The 18559-nt window shown below is 63.6% G+C and carries 19 protein-coding genes; 9 read left to right on the top strand and 10 right to left on the bottom strand.

What is annotated here, in order from left to right:
• Window positions 1–188 precede the first annotated feature (188 nt).
• The 4 genes from ACSSVG_RS15390 to ACSSVG_RS15375 all read right to left on the bottom strand — a co-directional run bounded on the left by ACSSVG_RS15390 (window position 189) and on the right by ACSSVG_RS15375 (window position 5114).
• Window positions 189–500: a Rieske (2Fe-2S) protein gene (locus ACSSVG_RS15390; RefSeq protein WP_253468977.1), complete on the bottom strand. Its 312-nt coding sequence runs from the start codon at window positions 498–500 to the stop codon at window positions 189–191.
• On the bottom strand, window positions 497–2965 hold the full coding sequence (nirB, locus tag ACSSVG_RS15385; protein WP_492415498.1) for a nitrite reductase large subunit NirB: 2469 nt from the start codon (window positions 2963–2965) through the stop codon (window positions 497–499). Before nirB ends, ACSSVG_RS15390 begins: the two co-directional genes overlap by 4 nt.
• Entirely contained in the window at window positions 2965–3312 is a 348-nt protein-coding gene (locus tag ACSSVG_RS15380) for a molybdopterin oxidoreductase (protein WP_159701185.1), read from the bottom strand. The genes nirB and ACSSVG_RS15380 overlap by 1 nt, the downstream gene beginning before the upstream one ends.
• 140 nt (window positions 3313–3452) lie before the next feature.
• Window positions 3453–5114: an ABC-F family ATP-binding cassette domain-containing protein gene (locus tag ACSSVG_RS15375; RefSeq protein WP_231340429.1), complete on the bottom strand. Its 1662-nt coding sequence runs from the start codon at window positions 5112–5114 to the stop codon at window positions 3453–3455.
• 203 nt (window positions 5115–5317) lie between these two features.
• Here ACSSVG_RS15375 and ACSSVG_RS15370 point away from each other — a divergent pair, with 203 nt between their 5' ends.
• On the top strand, window positions 5318–5818 hold the full coding sequence (locus ACSSVG_RS15370; protein ID WP_231340428.1) for an Arc family DNA-binding protein: 501 nt from the start codon (window positions 5318–5320) through the stop codon (window positions 5816–5818).
• Window positions 5818–6675: a DUF4097 family beta strand repeat-containing protein gene (locus tag ACSSVG_RS15365; RefSeq protein ID WP_253468985.1), complete on the top strand. Its 858-nt coding sequence runs from the start codon at window positions 5818–5820 to the stop codon at window positions 6673–6675. The genes ACSSVG_RS15370 and ACSSVG_RS15365 overlap by 1 nt, the downstream gene beginning before the upstream one ends.
• A 5-nt stretch (window positions 6676–6680) precedes the next feature.
• Here the strand turns inward: ACSSVG_RS15365 and ACSSVG_RS15360 are convergent, their stop codons facing one another.
• The 3 genes from ACSSVG_RS15360 to ACSSVG_RS15350 are packed head-to-tail and all read right to left on the bottom strand — an operon-like array spanning window position 6681 to window position 9223.
• Window positions 6681–7544 carry a metal ABC transporter permease gene (locus ACSSVG_RS15360; protein ID WP_492415494.1) on the bottom strand — a complete coding sequence of 288 codons (864 nt, stop codon included), beginning with the start codon at window positions 7542–7544 and terminating at the stop codon, window positions 6681–6683.
• Window positions 7545–7547: 3 nt separating this feature from the next.
• Complete coding sequence (locus tag ACSSVG_RS15355) at window positions 7548–8282, bottom strand: metal ABC transporter ATP-binding protein (RefSeq protein WP_492415492.1); 735 nt, start codon at window positions 8280–8282, stop codon at window positions 7548–7550.
• A complete protein-coding gene (locus tag ACSSVG_RS15350; RefSeq protein ID WP_492415490.1) occupies window positions 8279–9223 on the bottom strand; it encodes a metal ABC transporter substrate-binding protein in 945 nt (314 codons plus the stop codon). Before ACSSVG_RS15350 ends, ACSSVG_RS15355 begins: the two co-directional genes overlap by 4 nt.
• A gap of 51 nt (window positions 9224–9274) precedes the next feature.
• Here ACSSVG_RS15350 and ACSSVG_RS15345 point away from each other — a divergent pair, with 51 nt between their 5' ends.
• The 5 genes from ACSSVG_RS15345 to ACSSVG_RS15325 all read left to right on the top strand — a co-directional run bounded on the left by ACSSVG_RS15345 (window position 9275) and on the right by ACSSVG_RS15325 (window position 13616).
• Window positions 9275–10003, top strand: a complete 729-nt coding sequence (locus ACSSVG_RS15345) for a CPBP family intramembrane glutamic endopeptidase (RefSeq protein WP_492415488.1) — start codon at window positions 9275–9277, stop codon at window positions 10001–10003.
• Window positions 10004–10125: 122 nt separating this feature from the next.
• Window positions 10126–10563, top strand: a complete 438-nt coding sequence (locus ACSSVG_RS15340) for a VOC family protein (RefSeq protein ID WP_492415486.1) — start codon at window positions 10126–10128, stop codon at window positions 10561–10563.
• 21 nt (window positions 10564–10584) lie between these two features.
• The gene (locus ACSSVG_RS15335) at window positions 10585–11535 is read left to right on the top strand and encodes a 1,4-dihydroxy-2-naphthoyl-CoA synthase (RefSeq protein ID WP_231340421.1); all 951 of its coding nucleotides are present in this window, start codon (window positions 10585–10587) and stop codon (window positions 11533–11535) included.
• A gap of 7 nt (window positions 11536–11542) precedes the next feature.
• Window positions 11543–12682 (top strand): AMP-binding protein, encoded by a 1140-nt coding sequence (locus tag ACSSVG_RS15330; protein ID WP_492415484.1) that lies wholly within the window; start codon window positions 11543–11545, stop codon window positions 12680–12682.
• Between the two features lie 52 nt (window positions 12683–12734).
• Window positions 12735–13616, top strand: a complete 882-nt coding sequence (locus tag ACSSVG_RS15325) for a 1,4-dihydroxy-2-naphthoate polyprenyltransferase (RefSeq protein ID WP_231340419.1) — start codon at window positions 12735–12737, stop codon at window positions 13614–13616.
• A gap of 61 nt (window positions 13617–13677) precedes the next feature.
• Here the strand turns inward: ACSSVG_RS15325 and ACSSVG_RS15320 are convergent, their stop codons facing one another.
• A complete protein-coding gene (locus tag ACSSVG_RS15320) occupies window positions 13678–13989 on the bottom strand; it encodes a DUF4229 domain-containing protein (protein ID WP_231340418.1) in 312 nt (103 codons plus the stop codon).
• Window positions 13990–14073: 84 nt separating this feature from the next.
• Between ACSSVG_RS15320 and ACSSVG_RS15315 the strand changes: the two genes are divergently transcribed.
• Both ACSSVG_RS15315 and ACSSVG_RS15310 read left to right on the top strand, forming a co-directional pair.
• Complete coding sequence (locus ACSSVG_RS15315; RefSeq protein WP_231340417.1) at window positions 14074–14514, top strand: PLD nuclease N-terminal domain-containing protein; 441 nt, start codon at window positions 14074–14076, stop codon at window positions 14512–14514.
• A gap of 6 nt (window positions 14515–14520) precedes the next feature.
• Entirely contained in the window at window positions 14521–15147 is a 627-nt protein-coding gene (locus tag ACSSVG_RS15310; RefSeq protein WP_492415481.1) for a hypothetical protein, read from the top strand.
• Here ACSSVG_RS15310 and ACSSVG_RS15305 read toward each other — a convergent pair.
• Both ACSSVG_RS15305 and ACSSVG_RS15300 read right to left on the bottom strand, forming a co-directional pair.
• A complete protein-coding gene (locus tag ACSSVG_RS15305; RefSeq protein ID WP_492415479.1) occupies window positions 15128–16603 on the bottom strand; it encodes a dynamin family protein in 1476 nt (491 codons plus the stop codon). The two genes, ACSSVG_RS15310 and ACSSVG_RS15305, sit on opposite strands and share 20 nt — an antisense overlap.
• Window positions 16600–18489, bottom strand: coding sequence for a dynamin family protein (locus ACSSVG_RS15300; protein WP_492415477.1), 1890 nt, complete (start codon window positions 18487–18489; stop codon window positions 16600–16602). Before ACSSVG_RS15300 ends, ACSSVG_RS15305 begins: the two co-directional genes overlap by 4 nt.
• Window positions 18490–18559 lie beyond the last annotated feature (70 nt).

The raw sequence follows: 18559 nt of genomic DNA, 5'->3' as shown, positions 1-18559 counted from the left end.
AACACAGGCGTCTTTGGCACACAAAATTCGAGCTTTTCCTCCTTTGAGGACCCGAAGTGTGACAAAGAACGCAGAACGCCGAAGCTTCGCGCAACCCGTCTATCTTACGGGATTAACCCGAATGCCCGTGACGCAGGCAACAAGGGGCTGTGGAAAAGGTCCCCCGCTGCACCTCAAACCATCGCCGCTCAGCCGGCCTCCAGAACAATATTCCCGGCCTCATCTGCGAAGACTTTGTAGGTTTGAAGGGGTTTGGCGCCCGTGGTGGAGCAGCCGGTTTGGAGTTCGAAGGCGTGCTGGTGCAATGGGCACATCACCACGTGCTGGTCGATGGTTCCGTCTGCAATGGGGCCGCCTTTGTGCGGGCAGACACCCGAAACGGCGCGCAGGCTTCCGTCCCTGAGCCGGAACACTGCCACCTGCTCGCCGTCGACGCCAAAGGCCCGGCCTTCACCGAAGGGAATTTGGTCAAGAGGTCCCAGGACCAGCGGAATCTTCATCGGACCGGCACCTGCGGCAGAACTGTCAAAGGCAGGGAGGTGCGGAACTGGCCGGGCGTCAGGGGATCATCGCGTTCGCTCCAAGGGTCCACGTAGCTGTCCACCGAGGCCTGCATCGCTGCATCCAGGCGGGCGGCGATCCCTTCGGAATCGTCAAGAATGACGCTGCGGATCCGCTCAATCCCCACCCGAGGCACAAAGGAGTACGTCCGTTCCAACCAATGGGCGTTCTCCCGGTAGTACTGCATGAAGCGGCCTGCAAGGAGAGTGACTTCCTCGGGCGTATCCACCGTGACCAGGAGGTCCCCCTTGCGGATGTGGGCACCCGCCGCTCCCCCGATGTAGATTTCCCAGCGGCCACCTTCCACCGCCACCACACCCACGTCCTTGACCAAGGACTCGGCACAGTTGCGTGGGCAGCCGGAGACCGCGAGCTTCAGCTTGGCCGGCGCTTCGATTCCTTGGAAACGCGACTCCAGACCAATGCCCAGTCCGGTTGAATCCCCCGTCCCGAACCGGCAGTAGTCCTTCCCCACACACGTCTTGACCGTGCGGAAACTCTTGCCATAGGCATACCCGGACGGCATGTCCAGATCCGCCCACACCTGTGGAAGCTCCTCCTTGGGCACTCCCAGCAGGTCGATCCGCTGCCCGCCGGTCAGCTTAATCATGGGAATGTTGTGCTTCTCTGCGACGTCGGCGATCCTTCGGAGTTGCTGGACCGAGGTCACCCCACCCTTCATCTGGGGCACCACGGAGAACGTGCCATCACGCTGGATGTTGGCGTGTACGCGGTCGTTGATAAACCGGGCGTCGCGTTCATCAACGTAGTCTCCTGCCAACATCATCTTCATCAGCGATGCCAGCCCCATCTTGGATTTGGCGTCCTCGGCGCTGCCCGGCGCCAGGGCGGCAAAGACTTCCGAAACTGAACGGAGGCCGCGCGAACGGATCTCGGCCATCAAGGAACCCTTGTCCAGCGGAATTCCGGGAACGTAGTAGCTAGCTGCCGGGTCTTCCTCCACGGCACCACCAGCCGCCCATTCCACCACTTGGGTGACCATGGGCTTGCACGACCCACAGCCCTTGCCTGCACGGGTTGCGTCCATGGCAGCGGACACCGAAGCGCACCCGCCACGAACGGCGGACACCAGTGCCCCTTTGGAAACGCCGTTGCAGTTGCAGACCTGGGCGTTGTCCGCCAGCTCAGCAACGCTCTCCTCCTCCCCCGGTGAGCCGAGGTCGAACATCAGCGAGAGCCGCTCCTCAGGAAGGGGCAAACCCTGGTCGAAAGCCTGGGTCAGGTAGGCCACCTTGCGGCTGTCGCCCAGCAGGGTGGCGCCCACCATCTTGTTGTCCCGGATCACGATCGACTTGAACACTCCGCGGCCGGGTTCCGAGAAAACGATGTGCTCATCGGTATCCCGTTCGGGGCCATGAAGTCCCATGGAAGCGACGTCGACACCGGCCACTTTCAGTTTGGTGGCAGTCCGGGAGCCCAGATACATCGAGTTGCGGTCCACTCCGGTGACGTGATCGGCCAGTACGGCGGCCTGCTCCCACAAGGGTGCCACCAGTCCGTACACCTGCCCGCGGTGCTGGACGCACTCCCCTACTGCGTAGATTTCCTCTTCGTCCATCACCCGGAGGTGGTCGTCGACCACGATGCCGCGTTCCACTGCCAAACCACTCACGACGGCGACACCCACGTTGGGCCGGATGCCTGCGGTGACCACCACCATGTCGCACTCGAGATCTGGTTGGTCGCGCAGGCCCACCCCGGTGATGCTGTCCGAACCCAGGATCGCCGTGGTCCGGCTTCCGGTGTGCACTTTGATGCCCAGCGCCTCCACGCTCCGCCGCAGTATTGCACCGCCGTCGGGCCCCATTTGGGCGCTCATCAGGTGCCCGCCCGAGTGGACCACATCAACGTCCAGGCCGTAGGCCTGCAACCCCCGGGCCGCCTCCAGCCCGAGCAATCCGCCGCCAATCACCACTGCCCGCCGGTGGTGCTCGTGCTGGGCGAACTCGATCATCTTCCGGGTATCGTCCATGGTCCTGAAGGTGAAGACGCCATGCCGGACCGTTCCGCTGGGCGTATGGAGCCCGTCCATAGGTGGCAGGAAGGAGCGGCTGCCGGTGGCGATAATCAGTTGGTCGTACTGGACCACGCGGCCGTCGGCGGCGAAAACGTGCCGGCTGAACTTATCGATGCGGTCCACCAGGACCCCGGCATGGAGAGTGATGTTGTTCGCCTGGTACCAGGGGAGGGCGTTGAGGAAGATGTCCGCATCGCTTTCCTCGCCCGAGAGGACATGGCTGAGCATGATCCGGTTGTAGTTTCCATAAGGTTCGTCGCCGAACATGGTGATGTCGAAGATGTCACCGCCACCCCTGGCCAGGACTTCCTCCACGGCACGGGCACCGGCCATGCCGTTGCCGATCACCACCAGCCGCTTCTTCATCAGTGCTCCACCATGCCGAGATCCACCACCACTGATCCCCGAACGCCCGCGGGCGCCACCAGGAACAGCTCGATCACCGACCCGCCATCGGTGTCCTCCACTACCCTCAGCGGGATGTGGACATCGCCCTTGGCGCCTATGGGGAAATAGCGCATGGGAATGCGGTCCCGCATGAGGACAACGGTGATCAGTTCCGGGCTCGAGTTGCCGCCGCGGAAGTACAGCGTCTGGTTGACGACGCCGTCCGGGACGAAGTGCGAGAGCTCGGCATGGATGGGAACCGGTTTATCCAGCCCGGTGCCCTCGAAGTGGTAAATGCCCTGCAGGAAGAGGTTCTGGATGATCACGGGACAAGTCCTTTCGGCCGGTTCCCTTCCCATGGTGCTCTGCCGTTGTTTCAGAACGCGCGACGCCGTATTTCCGCCCACAGCACGAGGCGTAACGATCACTTTGCGAACAGCTCACCGGCGTTGAAACCGCGTGAGGATTACAGCAATTTGCCGTCCTGCATCCCGTACCGGACCCACGTCCCCGTAGACGCCTCCCGGCCAGGACTGGAAGCACACCGATCGAACCACTCCCCCAAGGCACGGTCGTGGCTCACGATCACCAGCGTCCCGGCAAACGACGCCAGCGCGGCCTCCAACTGTTCCACCAGCACGGGTGCCAGATGGTTGGTGGGTTCGTCCACGATCATGGTTTCGCAGCCGCCCAACAGGAGCCGGGCCAGGGCGAGCCGGCGTTGCTGACCTGCGGAGAGGCCACCCACGGGGACGTGGAATTCAGCAGGCCGGAAGAGCCCCAGGTGGAGCAACCCCTCGGCATGGTCATCAATGTTTCCGCCCAATCCCGCAGCGAACGCGGGGAGCAGCCGGAGCCCCGGCCGCGCGGGCACGTCGAGTTCCTGCTGCAGGTAGCCCACTTTGCCCTTGATGGTCACGGATCCAGCCGCGGGTTCCAGGTTGCCCGTCAGCACAGACAACAGGGTGGATTTGCCGGCGCCATTGGGGCCCGTAATGAGCACCTTTTGTCCGGTTTCCACCTTGAGGTCGGTGGTGTGGAGCCGTCCCGGCACGCTGACTCCGTGGGCTTCCAGCGCGGGTTCGGAGTCCGTTTCAGCCACGGAACCCAGCGGCGCCGCCAGCTTCAGTGGCACGGGTGGCCGGTCAACGGGGTTTTCTTCGAGCCTGCGAAGCCGCTCCTGGGCGTTGCGGACTTTGCTGGATGCCGCACTCTGCCATGTTCCGGCCTTGAACCCGAAAGCCATCTTGTCGTTGTCGCGCTTGCGTCCGTAGCCCATGCGGTCGGCCACCGTGGCGGCCTGGAGGCGTTCGGCAGCCATGGCGTCGAGCCATTCGTCGTACTCCTGGACCCAACGGGCACGCTCGGCTGCTTTCTCGCGGAGGTAGCCTTCGTAGCCGTTCCCGTAGCGGTTCACGGACCGACGGTCGGCGTCCACTTCGATGATGGTGGCGGCTACCTTACGCAGCAGGACACGGTCGTGCGAGACCACCACTACCGTGCCGCGATGGGCAGCCAATCGGGACTCAAGCCAGGCGGTACCGTTCGCGTCAAGGTGGTTGGTGGGCTCGTCCAGGAGCAGCGCTTCGGCTGGATCGGCCAGCAGGCAGGCCAGCGCTACACGCTCCTGCTCGCCGCCGGACAAGGATCCAAGCGTTCGACGCCGGTCCAAGCCTCCCAGCCCCAATTTGTCCAGCGCCGCTTCCACCCGGGATTCGGCAGCGTAGCCCTCGCGGAGTTGGTACTCCGTTTGCAGGCTGCCGTAGAGCTCGAGTTCCTCGGTGTCGGCATCCGCCAGGCCTGATTCGAGGTCCAGGATTCGCGCTTCCAAGGAACGCAGGGATGCCAGGGAGGAGTCGATGGCGTCCCCCACTGTCAACGACTCGGAGAGCCCATGGGTTTGCGCCAGGTAACCGACGCGGTAGCCGGCGTTCCCGGACAGACCCGCAGTGCCGTCGTCGGGCGTTTCGACGCCAGCCATGAGCCGGAGCAGCGTGGATTTACCCGCGCCGTTTTCGCCGACGATTGCCACGTGTTCGCCATGGTGGATGACGAGGTCGACATTGTGCAGGAGTTCGCGGTCCCCGTAGCCGTGGGAAACGCCGGAAAGGTGAAGGTGGTCAGTCAAGAGGTGTCCTCGCAAGTCCGCAGTGGATGGCAGAAAGCCGTGTGGGTACTGGGGATGCAGCCGCAGACAGGGCTGCGCTCAAGACTTCATCGCTCCAGCCTGCCCGGCGGACATGGTCCCCGTCAAGCGGGAGTACCAAGGACGACACCATCAGAGTTCAATAAGCTCTTGAAATGACACCACTTTGGCGTCAGAATGATGTCATGCAGCTCAACCAGTACGTGACCGCAGTCCATCATCAGCTGAACACCGCCGCCGAGGCCGGTGGGCCCGAAGCGCGCGCACTCAGCGAACGCCTCACCGCCGCCGTCGAATCCACTGTGCGACTGGTCCTCCTGGAGGCCCTCTCGGATGCCGCAAGCGAGATCACGCTGGAACTCGCGCCGGGTTCCGTAGAGGTCAGGCTCCGCGGCCGCGACCCTGAATTCGTTGTCAGCAACCCGCAGAGCGGAGACTTTGAGACAGTCAACGAACGGCAGCCCATCGCACCCGAAGACCTCGACGGAGCCAGCACAACGCGGACGACGCTCCGACTACCCGATCACCTCAAGCAGCAGGTTGAGGACGCGGCGGGCAAAGACGGCCTGTCAGTAAACTCATGGCTGGTCCGGGCCGTCGCCGAGTCGCTGAACAGCGGTGGCCCTTCCCAACGGAAGGTGCGCCGCGAACCCGGCGAGCAGAACTTCACAGGATGGGCACGCTGATGGCAACGTTCCAGACTCCCCAGCCAATCGCCGTCGTTGTTGACGTTTCCGTCCGCGGCGATATTTGGATCGTAGCCCGCGACCACCCCGAGACTGAGGTGACGGTCCAACCCCGCAAGGCCAAGCGAAGCCTGGATGTCAGGATGGCTGAGCAAACCACTGTGGACTACGCGGACGGCCGCTTGCAGGTCAGGCTTCACCCCGCATTCCGCCACACCTGGTTCAGCGACGGCGGCGCCGTGGAAATCACCGTGGAGGTGCCCACGGGCAGCAGCCTGGAATTGAAGTCCGCCATGGGCGACCTCCGCTGCGAAGGCGGGTTCGGCACTGCCGAGCTGAGGACCGACTTGGGACATATCAGCATGGACCACTGCGGTGAGCTCCGGGCCCATACGGACATGGGCGACGTCACCGTGGAGCACGCCTCAGGTAGGTCCAGGATCAAAACCGGCTCCGGAAAGATCCGTATCAGGGATATTGAAGGCGTTGCCACAATAAAGAACGGCAACGGCAACACCTACATCGCACATGCCGCCGGCGAGCTCAGCGTCAGTGCGGCCAATGGTGACGTCTCCCTGGAAAGAGCCGGCCTGTCCACTACCGTCAAGTCGTCCAGCGGCGACATCACCGTGGGCGAAGTCGCCGCCGGGAACCTCACCGTGCAGACAGGCGCGGGCACTCTCGTCGTCGGTGTGCGTGAAGGCACCGCCGCCTGGCTTGACCTCAACACCAAGTACGGACGCGTGCGCAATGGACTCGAAGCAAGCGGCGGACCCGGCGAGAGCATGGACAAAGTGGAGATCCGCGCCCGTAACGCCTACGGGGACATCACGGTGAAGCGCTCGGCCGTCCGCTAGAACCGCTACACGGTGGCCACAGCCCGCTTCCGGCGCGCTTTGGCCAGTCGTGTGCCGATCAGTCCCTGCCGCGGACTGAACAGATAGACGCCGGCGAACACCACTCCTTGGGTGAGGACCACCATGGCTCCGGATGCGGTGTCCAGGTAGTAGCTGAGGTAGATCCCGGCCACCGAACACACTACGGAGATGACGGGCGCGATGACCAGCATCCGGGAGAACCTGTCGGTCAGCAGGTAGGCGGTGGCGCCCGGGATGATCAGCATGGCGACCACCAGCACCACGCCCACGGTCTGCAGCGCCACCACGGAGGTCAGTGCGAGCAGGCCCAGGAGCAGGGCGCCGAGCTTTTTGGGTGACAGGCCGATGGCGTGGGCGTGTGTGGGGTCGAAGGCGTAGAGGGTGAGGTCGCGGCGTTTGAGGATCAGGATCGCAAAGGCGACCACGCCCAGGACCACCACCTGGATGAGGTCCGGGATGCTGACGCCCAGCAGGTTGCCGAAGATGATGTGGTTCAGGTCGGTCTGGCTCGGGGTCACGGAGATCAGCACCAGGCCGAGCGCGAACAGCGAGGTGAACACGATGCCGATCGCCGCGTCTTCCTTCACCCGGCTGGTATTGCGGACCACCCCGATCAACGTCACCGCGATCAGGGCGAACACCAGCGCACCGAGCGCGAACGGGGCACCCACGATGTACGCGAGGACGACGCCGGGAAGCACCGCGTGCGAGACGGCGTCACCCATGAGGGACCAGCCGATGAGGACGAGCCAGCAGCTCAGGACGGCACAGACCACTGCGGCGATGGCAGTGGTGGCGAGGGCACGGACCATGAAGTCGTAGCTGAGGGGTTCCAGCAGGAATTCCACGGTTCAGCCCCTGTTCATGACGTCGAGGCCAAAGGCCATGGCAAGGTTCTCCGGTTGGAGCACGGTGTCCGGGCTTCCATGCATCAGCACTTTGCGCATCAGCAGCACCGCTTCATCGCAGAGTTGGGGAAGGGCATGAAGGTCGTGGGTGGAGATGAGGATGGTGGCGCCGTTGTCGGCCAGCTCGCGGAGGAGCCTGGTGATGGTGGCCTCGGACCTCTTGTCCACGCCCGCGAACGGCTCGTCCAGCAGCATCATGGTGGCGCCCTGCGCGATGCCGCGGGCTACGAAGGCGCGCTTTTTCTGCCCGCCGGACAGCTGACCGATCTGCCGGTCGGCGTACTCGCTCAGTTCCACCCGTTCCAAAGCATGCTCGACGGCGTCACGGTCGGCTTTGCGGGGCCGGCGCGTGAATCCGAGGTGCCCGTAGCGGCCCATCATCACCACATCCCGGACGGACAAGGGGAACGCCCAGTCCACGTCCTCGCTTTGGGGAACGTAGCCGATGCCCGCATCCTTGCGCATCTTCACCGGAGGTTCCCCATTGATGAGCACCCTGCCGGAATCGGGTTTCACCATGCCCATGATGACCTTGAACAGGGTGGACTTGCCCGAGCCGTTCATGCCCACCAGGCCACAGATCCTTGAATGGTCCAAGGTGAGGGACGCCTTGTCCAGGGCCAGGACCTCGCCGTAATGGACCGTGACGTCCTCGACAGCGATCGCGGGGGTGCTCATGGCGTTGCTCCTGTCAGTGCCGTGGTGATGACCTTGGCGTCATGGCGCATGAGGTCCAGGTACGTGGGAACGGGGCCGTCCGCTTCAGAGAGGGAATCGACGTACAAGGTCCCTCCGAACGTGGCATCAGTGGCACCCACCACCTGCTGCATAGGAGCGTCTGACACCGTGGATTCACAGAACACCGCCGGAACCTGGTTCTCCTTCACGAACTCGATGGCACGGGTGATCTGCTGCGGCGTTGCCTGTTGCTCAGCGTTCACGGCCCAGATGTAGACCTCCTTGAGGCCGGCATCGCGGGCCAGGTAGGAGAAGGCACCTTCGCAGGTGACCAACGCCCGCTGCTTCTCCGACAACACGGAGAGCTTGGAGACCATCTCGTCCTGCACGGTCTGGAGCTGGGCGTTGTAGGCCTTCGCGTTGGCTTCGAACTCGGCAGCATGGGACGGCGCCAGCTTCGCGAACGCCTTGGCCATGTTGTTGGCGTAGATCTGGACGTTCTTGGGCGACATCCACGCGTGCGGATTCGGCTTGCCCTGATACGAATCCTCCGCGATGGGCATGACCTCCACACCATCGCTGACCACCGCGTGCGGCACGTCCAGGTCTTCCACGAACTGGGCGAACCACGCTTCAAGGTTGAGTCCGTTGTCCAGGATCAGATCGGCTTGGGCGGCTTTCCGAATGTCACCCGGCGTTGGCTCATAGCCGTGGATCTCGGCGCCGGCCTTGGTGATGGACTCCACGCGCAGCTTATCGCCGGCAACGTTCTTGGCCACGTCCGCCAACACAGTGAACGTTGTTAGAACCACGGGCTTGTCATCACCTCCTGCGGAGGAATTCCCACCGCAAGCGGTGACGCCAAGGGCGAGGGTGATGGTGATCAGGGCAGCAGCGAAACGGCGGACATCTTTGGCGCGCCGAAACGAAAAGTTAGGCATACCGAAAAGTGTAGCCAAGCATGGGCCACCCAGCAAAGCTAGGCTGGTCACATGGGCACTCTTTCCACCAAGGCATCTCTGTACAGGTTCACTGCCCTCGACGCCATCGCCGTGGCCGTCTACCTCGGCTTCACCTTGTACTTCACCTTCGCGGGCGAGTCGGTGGAACGGCTCATGCTCCAGGTCTTTCCGCAGCCAGCCACCGCCTCCTATGCCGTCAACGCGATCTTTTATACCGGCGTCGGAATATTTGCGGTCGCTTCGGCCTGGCGCGTAATAGGCCGCGACCTAAAGATCCTGGGCACCCGGCCATGGTTCACCGTGGGCATGGTCCCCTTGGCGATCGTGGTGATGCTCATTCTCACGGCCCTCCTCGTGGCGGCATTCGGGACGGCTCAAAGCTCAGAGAACCAGCTGGGCATCCAAGGCCTGCTGCAGCAGGTACCCGCCTGGCTCATGGTGCCACTGTTGGTGATCCTTGGTCCGTTCGTGGAGGAGTATCTCTTCCGCCATCTCCTGATCGGCAAGTTGTCCCGGTACTTGAATATCTGGGTTTGCTGCGTGGTCTCCGTGGTGGTCTTCGCGTCCATCCATGTGGTGGGCCGCGAAGGGCTGGTGCTGTCCGCCTTGGCGCCGTATCTGGGCATGGCCGTGGTGCTGGTGGCGGTGTATGTGTGGACCGGAAAGAACCTGATGTTCTCCTACTTTGTCCACGCCGCGAAGAATCTCATGGCCGTAGTGCTCATCTACGCCATCCCGCCTGAGCTCCTCCCCAACTGAGTAGCAGCAAACGTTCCACTGGGCCCTCGCTGCGACGTTTGCTGTCACGCAGTTGGGTAACCCGGACGGAAGGTGACCGCATCGCTCTACCCAGCCCCCGCCGTCGGGAATAACTTGGGGGCATGACACTGAACATCCAGGTAGTAGTCGACTGCAAGAAGCCCCACGACCTCGCCGACTGGTGGGCCGAGACGCTGGAATGGAAGGTGGAACCGCAGGACGAAGCGTTCATCCGGTCCATGATCGAGCAGGGATTCGCCACTGAGGACCAGACCATCACCCACAACGGCAAGCTCGTGTGGGCCGAGGGCTGCGCGATAGTGCCGGCCGAGGACACCGAACCCAAGACCGGCCGGCGCATCCTGTTCCAGACCGACCCCAATGAAAAGACCGTCAAGAACCGAGTGCACTGGGACGTGCGCCTGGACGGCCGGGACAAGGACGAGGTGCGGCGACAGCTCGAGGCCAGGGGTGCCAAGCACCTCTGGACCGCCAGCCAGGGACCCCACGAGTGGCACACCATGGCCGACCCCGAGGGCAACGAGTTCTGCATCAGCTAAGGCCATTACTAGACTCGGACTGTGAACAACCATCTACCTGCCAAGGTTTCCGACGTCTTTGACCCCTCACGCTGGCGCACCGTTTCCGGCTTTGATGACTTCAAGGACATGACCTACCACCGGCAGGTTGAGCGTTCCACAGATGGCACTGCCAAAGACCTGCCGACGGTCCGGATCGCGTTCAACCGTCCCGAAGTCCGCAACGCTTTCCGCCCGGGCACCGTCGACGAGCTCTACCGCGCCATGGACCACGCCCGCATGACCCCGGACGTCGCCACCGTGCTGCTCACGGGCAACGGGCCTTCCGAAAAGGACGGCGGGCACTCGTTCTGCTCCGGCGGGGACCAACGGATCCGTGGCCGCGACGGTTACAGGTACGCAGAAGGTGACACCCAGGAGACCATCGACCCCGCCCGCGCCGGTCGCCTCCACATCCTGGAAGTCCAACGACTCATGCGGACCATGCCCAAGGTGGTCATCGCCGTCGTCAATGGTTGGGCGGCAGGCGGCGGCCACTCACTCCACGTGGTCAGCGACCTCACCATCGCCTCCCGCGAGCACGGCAAGTTCAAGCAGACCGACGCCACAGTAGGAAGTTTCGACGCCGGATACGGCTCTGCGCTGCTGGCCCGCCAGATCGGGCAGAAAGCCGCGCGGGAGATCTTCTTCCTTGCCCGCGAGTATTCCGCCGACGACATGGTCCGGATGGGTGCCGTGAACGAGGCCGTTGACCACGAACGCCTTGAGGAAGTCGCCCTGGAGTACGCGGCGGACATCGCCCGCCAGTCACCCCAGGCCATCCGCATGCTCAAGTTCGCCTTCAACCTCGCCGACGACGGCCTGGCCGGGCAGCAGGTTTTCGCCGGCGAAGCCACCCGCTTGGCGTACATGACGGACGAGGCCGTAGAGGGCAAGGAAGCGTTCCTCCAGAAACGCGACCCCGACTGGTCCAACTTCCCCTACTACTTCTAGGACCTCCGTGAACATCGATCCCGTACTGAAAGCCCTGATGGCAGCCCTCCACGGTGAGGGCCCCGCCGTCGAAATCGTCCAGGATGAAAACGGCGGGCCGCAGGCGGTTCCGGTGGAGACCGGCGTCGAAGATGCGGCCGTGGTGGTCCGCACGTCCGGTTCCACGGGGACGCCCAAGGCAACTGTCCTGACCATCGACGCCCTGGCGGCATCCTCCGTGTCCACCGCCATGGCCCTGCGCGGTGAGGGCCAGTGGTTGCTCGCGCTCCCGCTGCAGTATGTGGCAGGTGTGCAGGTCCTGGTCCGCTCGCTCTACGCCGGCACGCGTCCGTGGGTGATGGACCAGTCGAACGGCTTCACTCCGGAGGCCTTCACCGCTGCCGCTGAGGAACTGACGGACAAGATACGCTTCACGTCCCTGGTGCCCACGCAATTGCAACGGCTCCTGGACTCCCCCGCCCCGGAAACCCTGGCCGTGCTGCGCCGCTTCAACGCGATCCTGCTGGGCGGGGCGCCTGCCTCACCCGATCTTCTTGCGACCGCCTACGCAGAGGGACTCAAAGTGGTCACCACCTACGGCTCGGCCGAGACCTGCGGCGGGTGCGTGTACGACGGTGAGCCGCTGGACGGCGTCGAGGTCCGCATCGGTGAGGGCGAGCTGGAAGGCCGCATCCTGCTGGGCGGCGACACCGTGGCCGCGGGGTACCTGGACGCGGCCCGTGCCTCGAAAGCGGCGTTCTTCGAGGAGGACGACGTCCGCTGGTACGTGACCGGGGATCTGGGCCAGCTGTCCGACGACGGCAAACTCACCATCCTGGGCCGCGCCGACGACGTCATCATCACCGGCGGCGTGAAAGCCTCCGCCTCGTACATCCAAAGCAAGCTGGAAGAGCTCGACGGCGTCACTGCGGCTTTCGTGGCCGGCGTCCCCTCGCGCGAGTGGGGCCAAGCTGTGGCGGCATACGTCGCAGTGACGGATCCCACCCCTGAAGGCATCAAAGGCTTCACCTCCCGACGCGAGGCCGCACTGGGTGTTTTGGCCCCTAAGACGGTGCTCGCGGACAAGGAATTGCTGATGCTGCCGAACGGCAAACCGGACAGGCTGGCCATGATTGACCAGCTTTCCAAGCTGCATCAGGGACAATAGACACGTTCTTCCCCCGCTAAAGATCAACCGCGAAACACACGAGGTACTACACGTGGCGACAGCTGCACAATGGATTCAAGGAGCCCGGCTCCGCACACTGCCCGCGGCCATCGCGCCCGTCCTGATCGGTTCGGCAGCGGCGTACGAACTCCAGGCGTTCCGGTTGCCGAACGCGATCCTGGCGGCTCTCGTTGCGCTCCTGCTCCAAATCGGCGTGAACTACGCCAACGATTACTCGGACGGCATCCGCGGCACCGATGAAGACCGCGTGGGTCCCCTGCGCCTGGTCGGTTCCGGCGCTGCGCTGCCGGAGCAGGTGAAGTGGGCGGCGTTCGGGCTGTTCGGCGCCGCGATGATCTGCGGCCTGATCCTGGTGATCATCACCCAGACGTGGTGGCTGATCCTGGTCGGTATCGGTTGCGTCCTGGCAGCCTGGGGCTACACCGGCGGCAAGAATCCTTACGGCTACATGGGCCTCGGAGACGTCTTTGTCTTCGTGTTCTTCGGGCTCGTCGCCACTCTGGGCACCACCTACACACAGGCTGGCCAAGTAAGCCTGGCCGCGGTGATCGGCGCCATTGGCACGGGACTCATCGCCTGTGCACTGTTGATGGCCAACAACGTCAGGGATATCCCCACGGACACTGCTGCGGGCAAGCGGACGTTGGCAGTGCGTCTCGGCGACAGGCACGCGCGTGAAAGCTATGTGCTGATGTTGGCCGTCGCCATCCTGCTGGTGATCGTGCTGGCGCCCACCAAACCGTGGATGCTGATCGTGCTGCTGCTGATCCCCGCCTGCCTGATGCCGGCGTGGCTGATGGTCAACGGCAAGAAGCGCAAGAGCCTCATTCCGGTGCTCAAGCAGACCGGCCTGATCAACCTTGGGTACAGCCTGCTGTTCTCACTGGGCCTGGTCCTGAGCCACGGCTTCTAAGTTTTTGTACAGCTAACGCCCTCAAGAAGGCTTCTTGGGGGCGTTAGCTGTACAAAAACTCCTAGACGGAACCCGGGCGCTTGTCGTTATTGACTGCGATGTCCGGGTTCTGCTCCACCAAGCCGTCCTCCGCGGCGGCGTCTTCAACCTCGCCGGCGGTGCGGATGGGCTTGGCCCGCCCGGAGAAACGTTCGCGCATTGCGGCAGTGGCGGCGTCGCGCTGTTTCTGGAAGAAGAGGTAGCTGATGGCGAAAGCAATCAGCCCGGCGAAGATCACCGCCAGGATCCAACCGACCCCCAAAAAGGCGAAGAGCACGAACAACGGCACGAACAGCGCCAGACGGATGAGGGAATACTTCAGGAAAGCCACCATCCAAGTTTAGCCGCGATGGTTGCACTCTGATCACGGCAGGGATCGGGCGCCCAGCGGAGGGCTTCCGGCGACTAGACTTGGTGCATGCTCCGCGTTGTAGGCGTCGTCGTCGTCCTTGTCATCTTCGTCTATGCCCTGGTGGATGTCATCCGCACGGACGGCCACCAGACGCGCGGTATTTCCAAACCCGCCTGGATCATCGTCATGATCGTCCTGCCGCTGCTCGGCGCGGTGCTCTGGTTCATCTTCGGCCGGCCCTACGGCAAGCCGACCGCAAAGCCCGTCCGCCGTCAGCCCACCGCCCCGGATGATGACCCCGAATTCCTCCGGAACCTGGAAACCCGCCGCCGCAACCAGGCCGAAGATGATCGCCTGAAGAAGCTCAAGGCCGACCTCGAAGCCAAGGAACGCAAGCTCGGCGACAAGCCCTCCGATGGCTCCGGTGAGGCAACAGGCAACGGTTTCAAACCCGGCGATGCCAAGCGCAGCGAGCCGGATCCCCATGATACCGACGAGCTGAAGTAGGCAAACATGGCCCAGCAAGCTGATGGTTCACGGCAGTCACCTACCACCTCACCATCAGCCAGCGGGCCAACGGCATCCCCGGCGCCGCCGCCGCGTCCCGGCATTTCCTTGTCCACACCGCCGCCCATTGCCGCGGTCATCAAGCCTCCAGGCCCCGCACGCGCCTCCCGGTCCTTGTGGCTGGCAAGTTTCGTGGCCGGCATCGCCGTGGTGGTCACCGGCTTCCTCGGCCGTGACGCACAGTTTGACCGCCTGAAAAGCGTCATCGAGGGCATGGTTCCCGACGGCGACGCACAGGCTGTCGAGGGGGCCACCGCCGTCGTATTTCTCGGAAGCCTCGCCATGATCGCCCTGGTGGTGGCCATGGAAGCGGTCCTGCTTGCCGTTCTCTTCAGACGCCGTATCTGGGCCCGTTGGACGCTGGCGCCCCTGGTCCTCCTGCACGCCGTGGTCACGGTGATCACCGCCGACTTCGTGGTGGCTCCCGGAGCTGACGGTGCCTTGACCACAGCCCTGTTGGCGGCCCAATTCATCCTTGCCGCTGCAGGCCTGATCCTGCTGTTTTTCCCGTCAACCACCACGTGGCTTCTGAGCGAACGGGTCAGCGAACGGGTCAGCGAACGGCGGGCATAGAGGCCAGCATTCCCTCGCAGCTGCGCAGGACAACACGGCACGCGTCCAGCGCGCGGGGCTCGGTCAGCGGATTCTCCGCGATCAACCGCCAACGGTTCAATCCGTCACGGGCGGCCCCGCCGATGTGCTCGGGGTCCGTTCCCGGATCCAGGCCCAACCTCAGGGCGGGCATGCTCCCTCGTCCACCCACCAGGCGCTCGGCTTCGGCTTCCAGTTCCTTGTCCAATCCAACGCCATCGGTGCGCAAGGCTGCCAGGAGCTTCAACTCCCGGAACTCGTGGGCTCCCGTCATAAGCCTCTCCAACCCGGCTTCCAGCGGCGCTATACGGTCCTTGGGTGAGCAGCGCAGCAATGACTCCAAACCGACGACGGCGGCACGGGCCTTAAGTGCTTCGGCGCGCGTCTGGAAAAGATGGCCGATGGTGTCGAGCAATTGGCCAAGGCCGCTGCGGCGGGCAAGCTCGTGGGCCAACTCCGTAGGGTCCGTGGTTCCGCCCCGGATCAGGGCAACGCCCAAGCGGATTCCGAACAGGCCGAACCTGTGCACCAAGGAAGCTTTCATGGCCTGATCGAGTCCCTGCGGATCCTCCCTACGGATGAAACGGTCCGCGGACAGCATCATCCGTTCCCGTTGGCCTTTGTCCATCTGTGCCAACAGTTTCATGGCGTCAACATCCCCTTGCCGCATGGTCCGTGAACTTTGTGCCAGCAATCCGGCCACGGGAACAACACCCAGGGCGAGGGGTTTGAGACTTTGGTCCCGGCTGTATCTCTCCGCGATGACTGCTGCGGAGATCAGGGAGTCGATCCTCCCGGCGCCGATCTCATCGGCCCGGGACAGTACTGCCAAGGCATTGACGGTACCGGACTGCCCGGCGGCTGTGTCCTTGAAGGATTCGAGGAACCGGACGTCGGAGGCGTGCAGGTGCCGCATGAGGTAGATGACGGCATCGGCCGACGCTGGGGTGTCTTCCGGCAACAGGAATGCCGTGGACCTTCCGGAAACGTCCTGCGACAAGGAAGCTATGCCCGGTGTGTCTATCAGCGTGAGATGACGCAGGCTGGCTGATGGCCAGTCCACCACCAAACGCTCTATGTCTTCGGCCGGGACATCACCCAGGGAGAAGACCAGGCGGCCGTCCTCTCGGGCTACCGGAAGGGTTCGGGGTTGTCCCCTGAACGGGTAGAGCGTGATTTTCGGAGTGTGTCCGAACCGGTACCACGTGACCACCTTGGTGCACTCACCGGCGTCGGTCGGCGCTATTTCTTCGCCAATGATCGCGTTGAGCAGCGTTGACTTCCCGGCCTTGACCATCCCGGCAACTGCTATGCGCAACGGCCCTTCCAGCCTGTCTTCAAGCTCATCCACCACCGCGAGCGCAGCTGCGTCCTCGTGGAAGACTTCCCGTGCCAGCCGTAGCAGCTCCGCGGCTCCGGCGATGCCAGTTTCCATCATCCGGCCGGGACCGCCGATGTGGCGGGATTGGGTTGGTTCTCCGCGGATGGGACTTCCTGCAACAGTTGCGCGTCCTTCGCCAAGGTGTCCACGGCCTTGAGTTGGTTCCGTATCTCTTTGATTCTCAGGTCCCGCTCCACGGCATAGACAGCCGCCGCTTTCTGGGCGGCCGCCACAGATTCCGCCAGGGAACGGTGGTGCTCTTCGGCAATTTCCGTGAAGTGGTCCCGGGTGGCCCGCTGGACCAGCCGCAGCCTGTCCTTGAGTTGCTTTCCTACTTGGAACACCACATCGTCCACGTGCTTCCTGACGAGGATCTTGGCCTCCGACTGCCTTTGCTTGAGCCGGGCTGCCTTGTCCTCCCGGAAGGCTTTCCGTCCCAGCAGGAGACCGGCCCCAACGGAGAGAGGATTGATGAGGGCCATTCCAAAGATGCCTGTCAGGAGGCCAAACATGAGGACCCCGCCGTAGGATCCCCGCATGCCGATCAGCACTTTCTGCAGGGGTCCAAGCCGCCCGCTTTCCATCTCCTGGATGTCGGCTACAGGATCCAGCACGCCGCCGGTGTCGGCAACCTTCAGCGCCGGCAGTGCCACCTCCTCCTCGGAAAAGTGGTCCGCCACCTGTGTGGCCAGCCATTGGGCACGTTCACTGGTCCACACGAATGTGTCCGACACCGCAGCAGCGGTACTCTGTTCCAGCCATTGGATGAACTGCTCCCACGCAGGCCCGGGATCGCCGTTGTCAATAGCCAGTTCCGCTTCGCGTTGAATGCGGCGCAACCTGTCCTTCAGGTCATACTCCATGTCTGCGATGAGGTCCCCGATCCCATCGTTGAGCGTTATCTGCCAGCGGGCCGACCGTTTACGCAGTGCGTCGGCGTCCTCCTTGGCCGCGTTGAGGCCAGCGATCATTTGCGGAGTACCTTCAGGGTTCTCCAAGGCACCAAGTTCCGCCTGCAGCGCAATCCTCAGGTTCTCCGTAACGGTCAATAGGTCATGGCCAACTGACCTCCGCTGAATTCTGGCAGCCTCCCCCACAATGTTGTTCCGCAGGTGTGTGATCAGCGCGGGAAATCCCGATTCGGCGTTCAGTTCCGTGTCCTGGAGCCGCGCTGCCTGGAGGCGAAGCTCCGAGGAAACCGGAAACAGGGGAATGTCCGGCCCCACGTCCGCGAGGTGCCTCTGGTCCAGGTCCGCAATCTGCCGCCAACTCGGATAGAGGTCTGTCTTGGACAACACGCACACAACGTTTGGACTGATACGCATGGCTTGCCGCAGGAAGCGCATCTCTGGTTCGGTGTATTCCTGGGAAGCGTCGGAGACGAAAACCATGGCATGGGCCGAGGGCAAGGCAGTCAACGTGGTCAGAGTGTGCGTTGACCCCAGGCCACCGACGCCCGGCGAATCCACTACGGTCAGGCCGCCGGCCAGCAATTTCCTCGGCAGTGAAACTTCGGCCGCCACGATCTTCTTTGCATTGCCCGGGTTGCCCTTCTCCGAGACGTATTCAGCAAGGTGGTCCAGCTGAACGGGTTGCCGTTCCAGCCTGCTTTCAGAGCCGGCGTTCTCTCCTTCGGGGGTTCCGTTTGATGTGCCCGGCTCCGGGCCGGGAACCAGGACAACGGCCGACGCCGGATCCCCCTGCCGTATGACCGTTGGCACTGTGGTGGCAATGTCGTCGTCGACGGGGCACACGGGCGCATTGACCAACGCGTTGATGAGTTGACTCTTGCCTTGTTTGAACTCGCCAACCACAATGACGCGGACGCTCGGATCCTCCAGGCGGTTCCGGGTGTTCTCCAGGCGTCGACGCAGATCGTTCCGGTCCCCCACGAGCGCCATGCCCTGCTCCACCAACGTGGTCATGCGTGCTGTTTCCGCCACAGTCTGTCCTTTGCTCGGCTGGCCTCGTCGGGGCCACGAAGTGCCCGGCAGGCGACCATCCGCCTGCCGG

It is taken from the genome of Paenarthrobacter sp. E2MeOHC11 (genome assembly GCF_058744955.1).
Note: the sequence above shows the minus strand (reverse complement) of the source record. Positions and strands in the feature narration are given on the sequence as shown.

Coding starts and splice junctions, on each gene's coding strand:
- ACSSVG_RS15390 (WP_253468977.1), bottom strand. CDS start 500: ATGAAGATTCCGCTGGTCCTGGGACCTCTTGACCAAATTCCCTTCGGT.
- nirB (WP_492415498.1), bottom strand. CDS start 2,965: ATGAAGAAGCGGCTGGTGGTGATCGGCAACGGCATGGCCGGTGCCCGT.
- ACSSVG_RS15370 (WP_231340428.1), top strand. CDS start 5,318: ATGCAGCTCAACCAGTACGTGACCGCAGTCCATCATCAGCTGAACACC.
- ACSSVG_RS15365 (WP_253468985.1), top strand. CDS start 5,818: ATGGCAACGTTCCAGACTCCCCAGCCAATCGCCGTCGTTGTTGACGTT.
- ACSSVG_RS15355 (WP_492415492.1), bottom strand. CDS start 8,282: ATGAGCACCCCCGCGATCGCTGTCGAGGACGTCACGGTCCATTACGGC.
- ACSSVG_RS15350 (WP_492415490.1), bottom strand. CDS start 9,223: ATGCCTAACTTTTCGTTTCGGCGCGCCAAAGATGTCCGCCGTTTCGCT.
- ACSSVG_RS15345 (WP_492415488.1), top strand. CDS start 9,275: ATGGGCACTCTTTCCACCAAGGCATCTCTGTACAGGTTCACTGCCCTC.
- ACSSVG_RS15340 (WP_492415486.1), top strand. CDS start 10,126: ATGACACTGAACATCCAGGTAGTAGTCGACTGCAAGAAGCCCCACGAC.
- ACSSVG_RS15320 (WP_231340418.1), bottom strand. CDS start 13,989: ATGGTGGCTTTCCTGAAGTATTCCCTCATCCGTCTGGCGCTGTTCGTG.
- ACSSVG_RS15315 (WP_231340417.1), top strand. CDS start 14,074: ATGCTCCGCGTTGTAGGCGTCGTCGTCGTCCTTGTCATCTTCGTCTAT.
- ACSSVG_RS15310 (WP_492415481.1), top strand. CDS start 14,521: ATGGCCCAGCAAGCTGATGGTTCACGGCAGTCACCTACCACCTCACCA.
- ACSSVG_RS15305 (WP_492415479.1), bottom strand. CDS start 16,603: ATGATGGAAACTGGCATCGCCGGAGCCGCGGAGCTGCTACGGCTGGCA.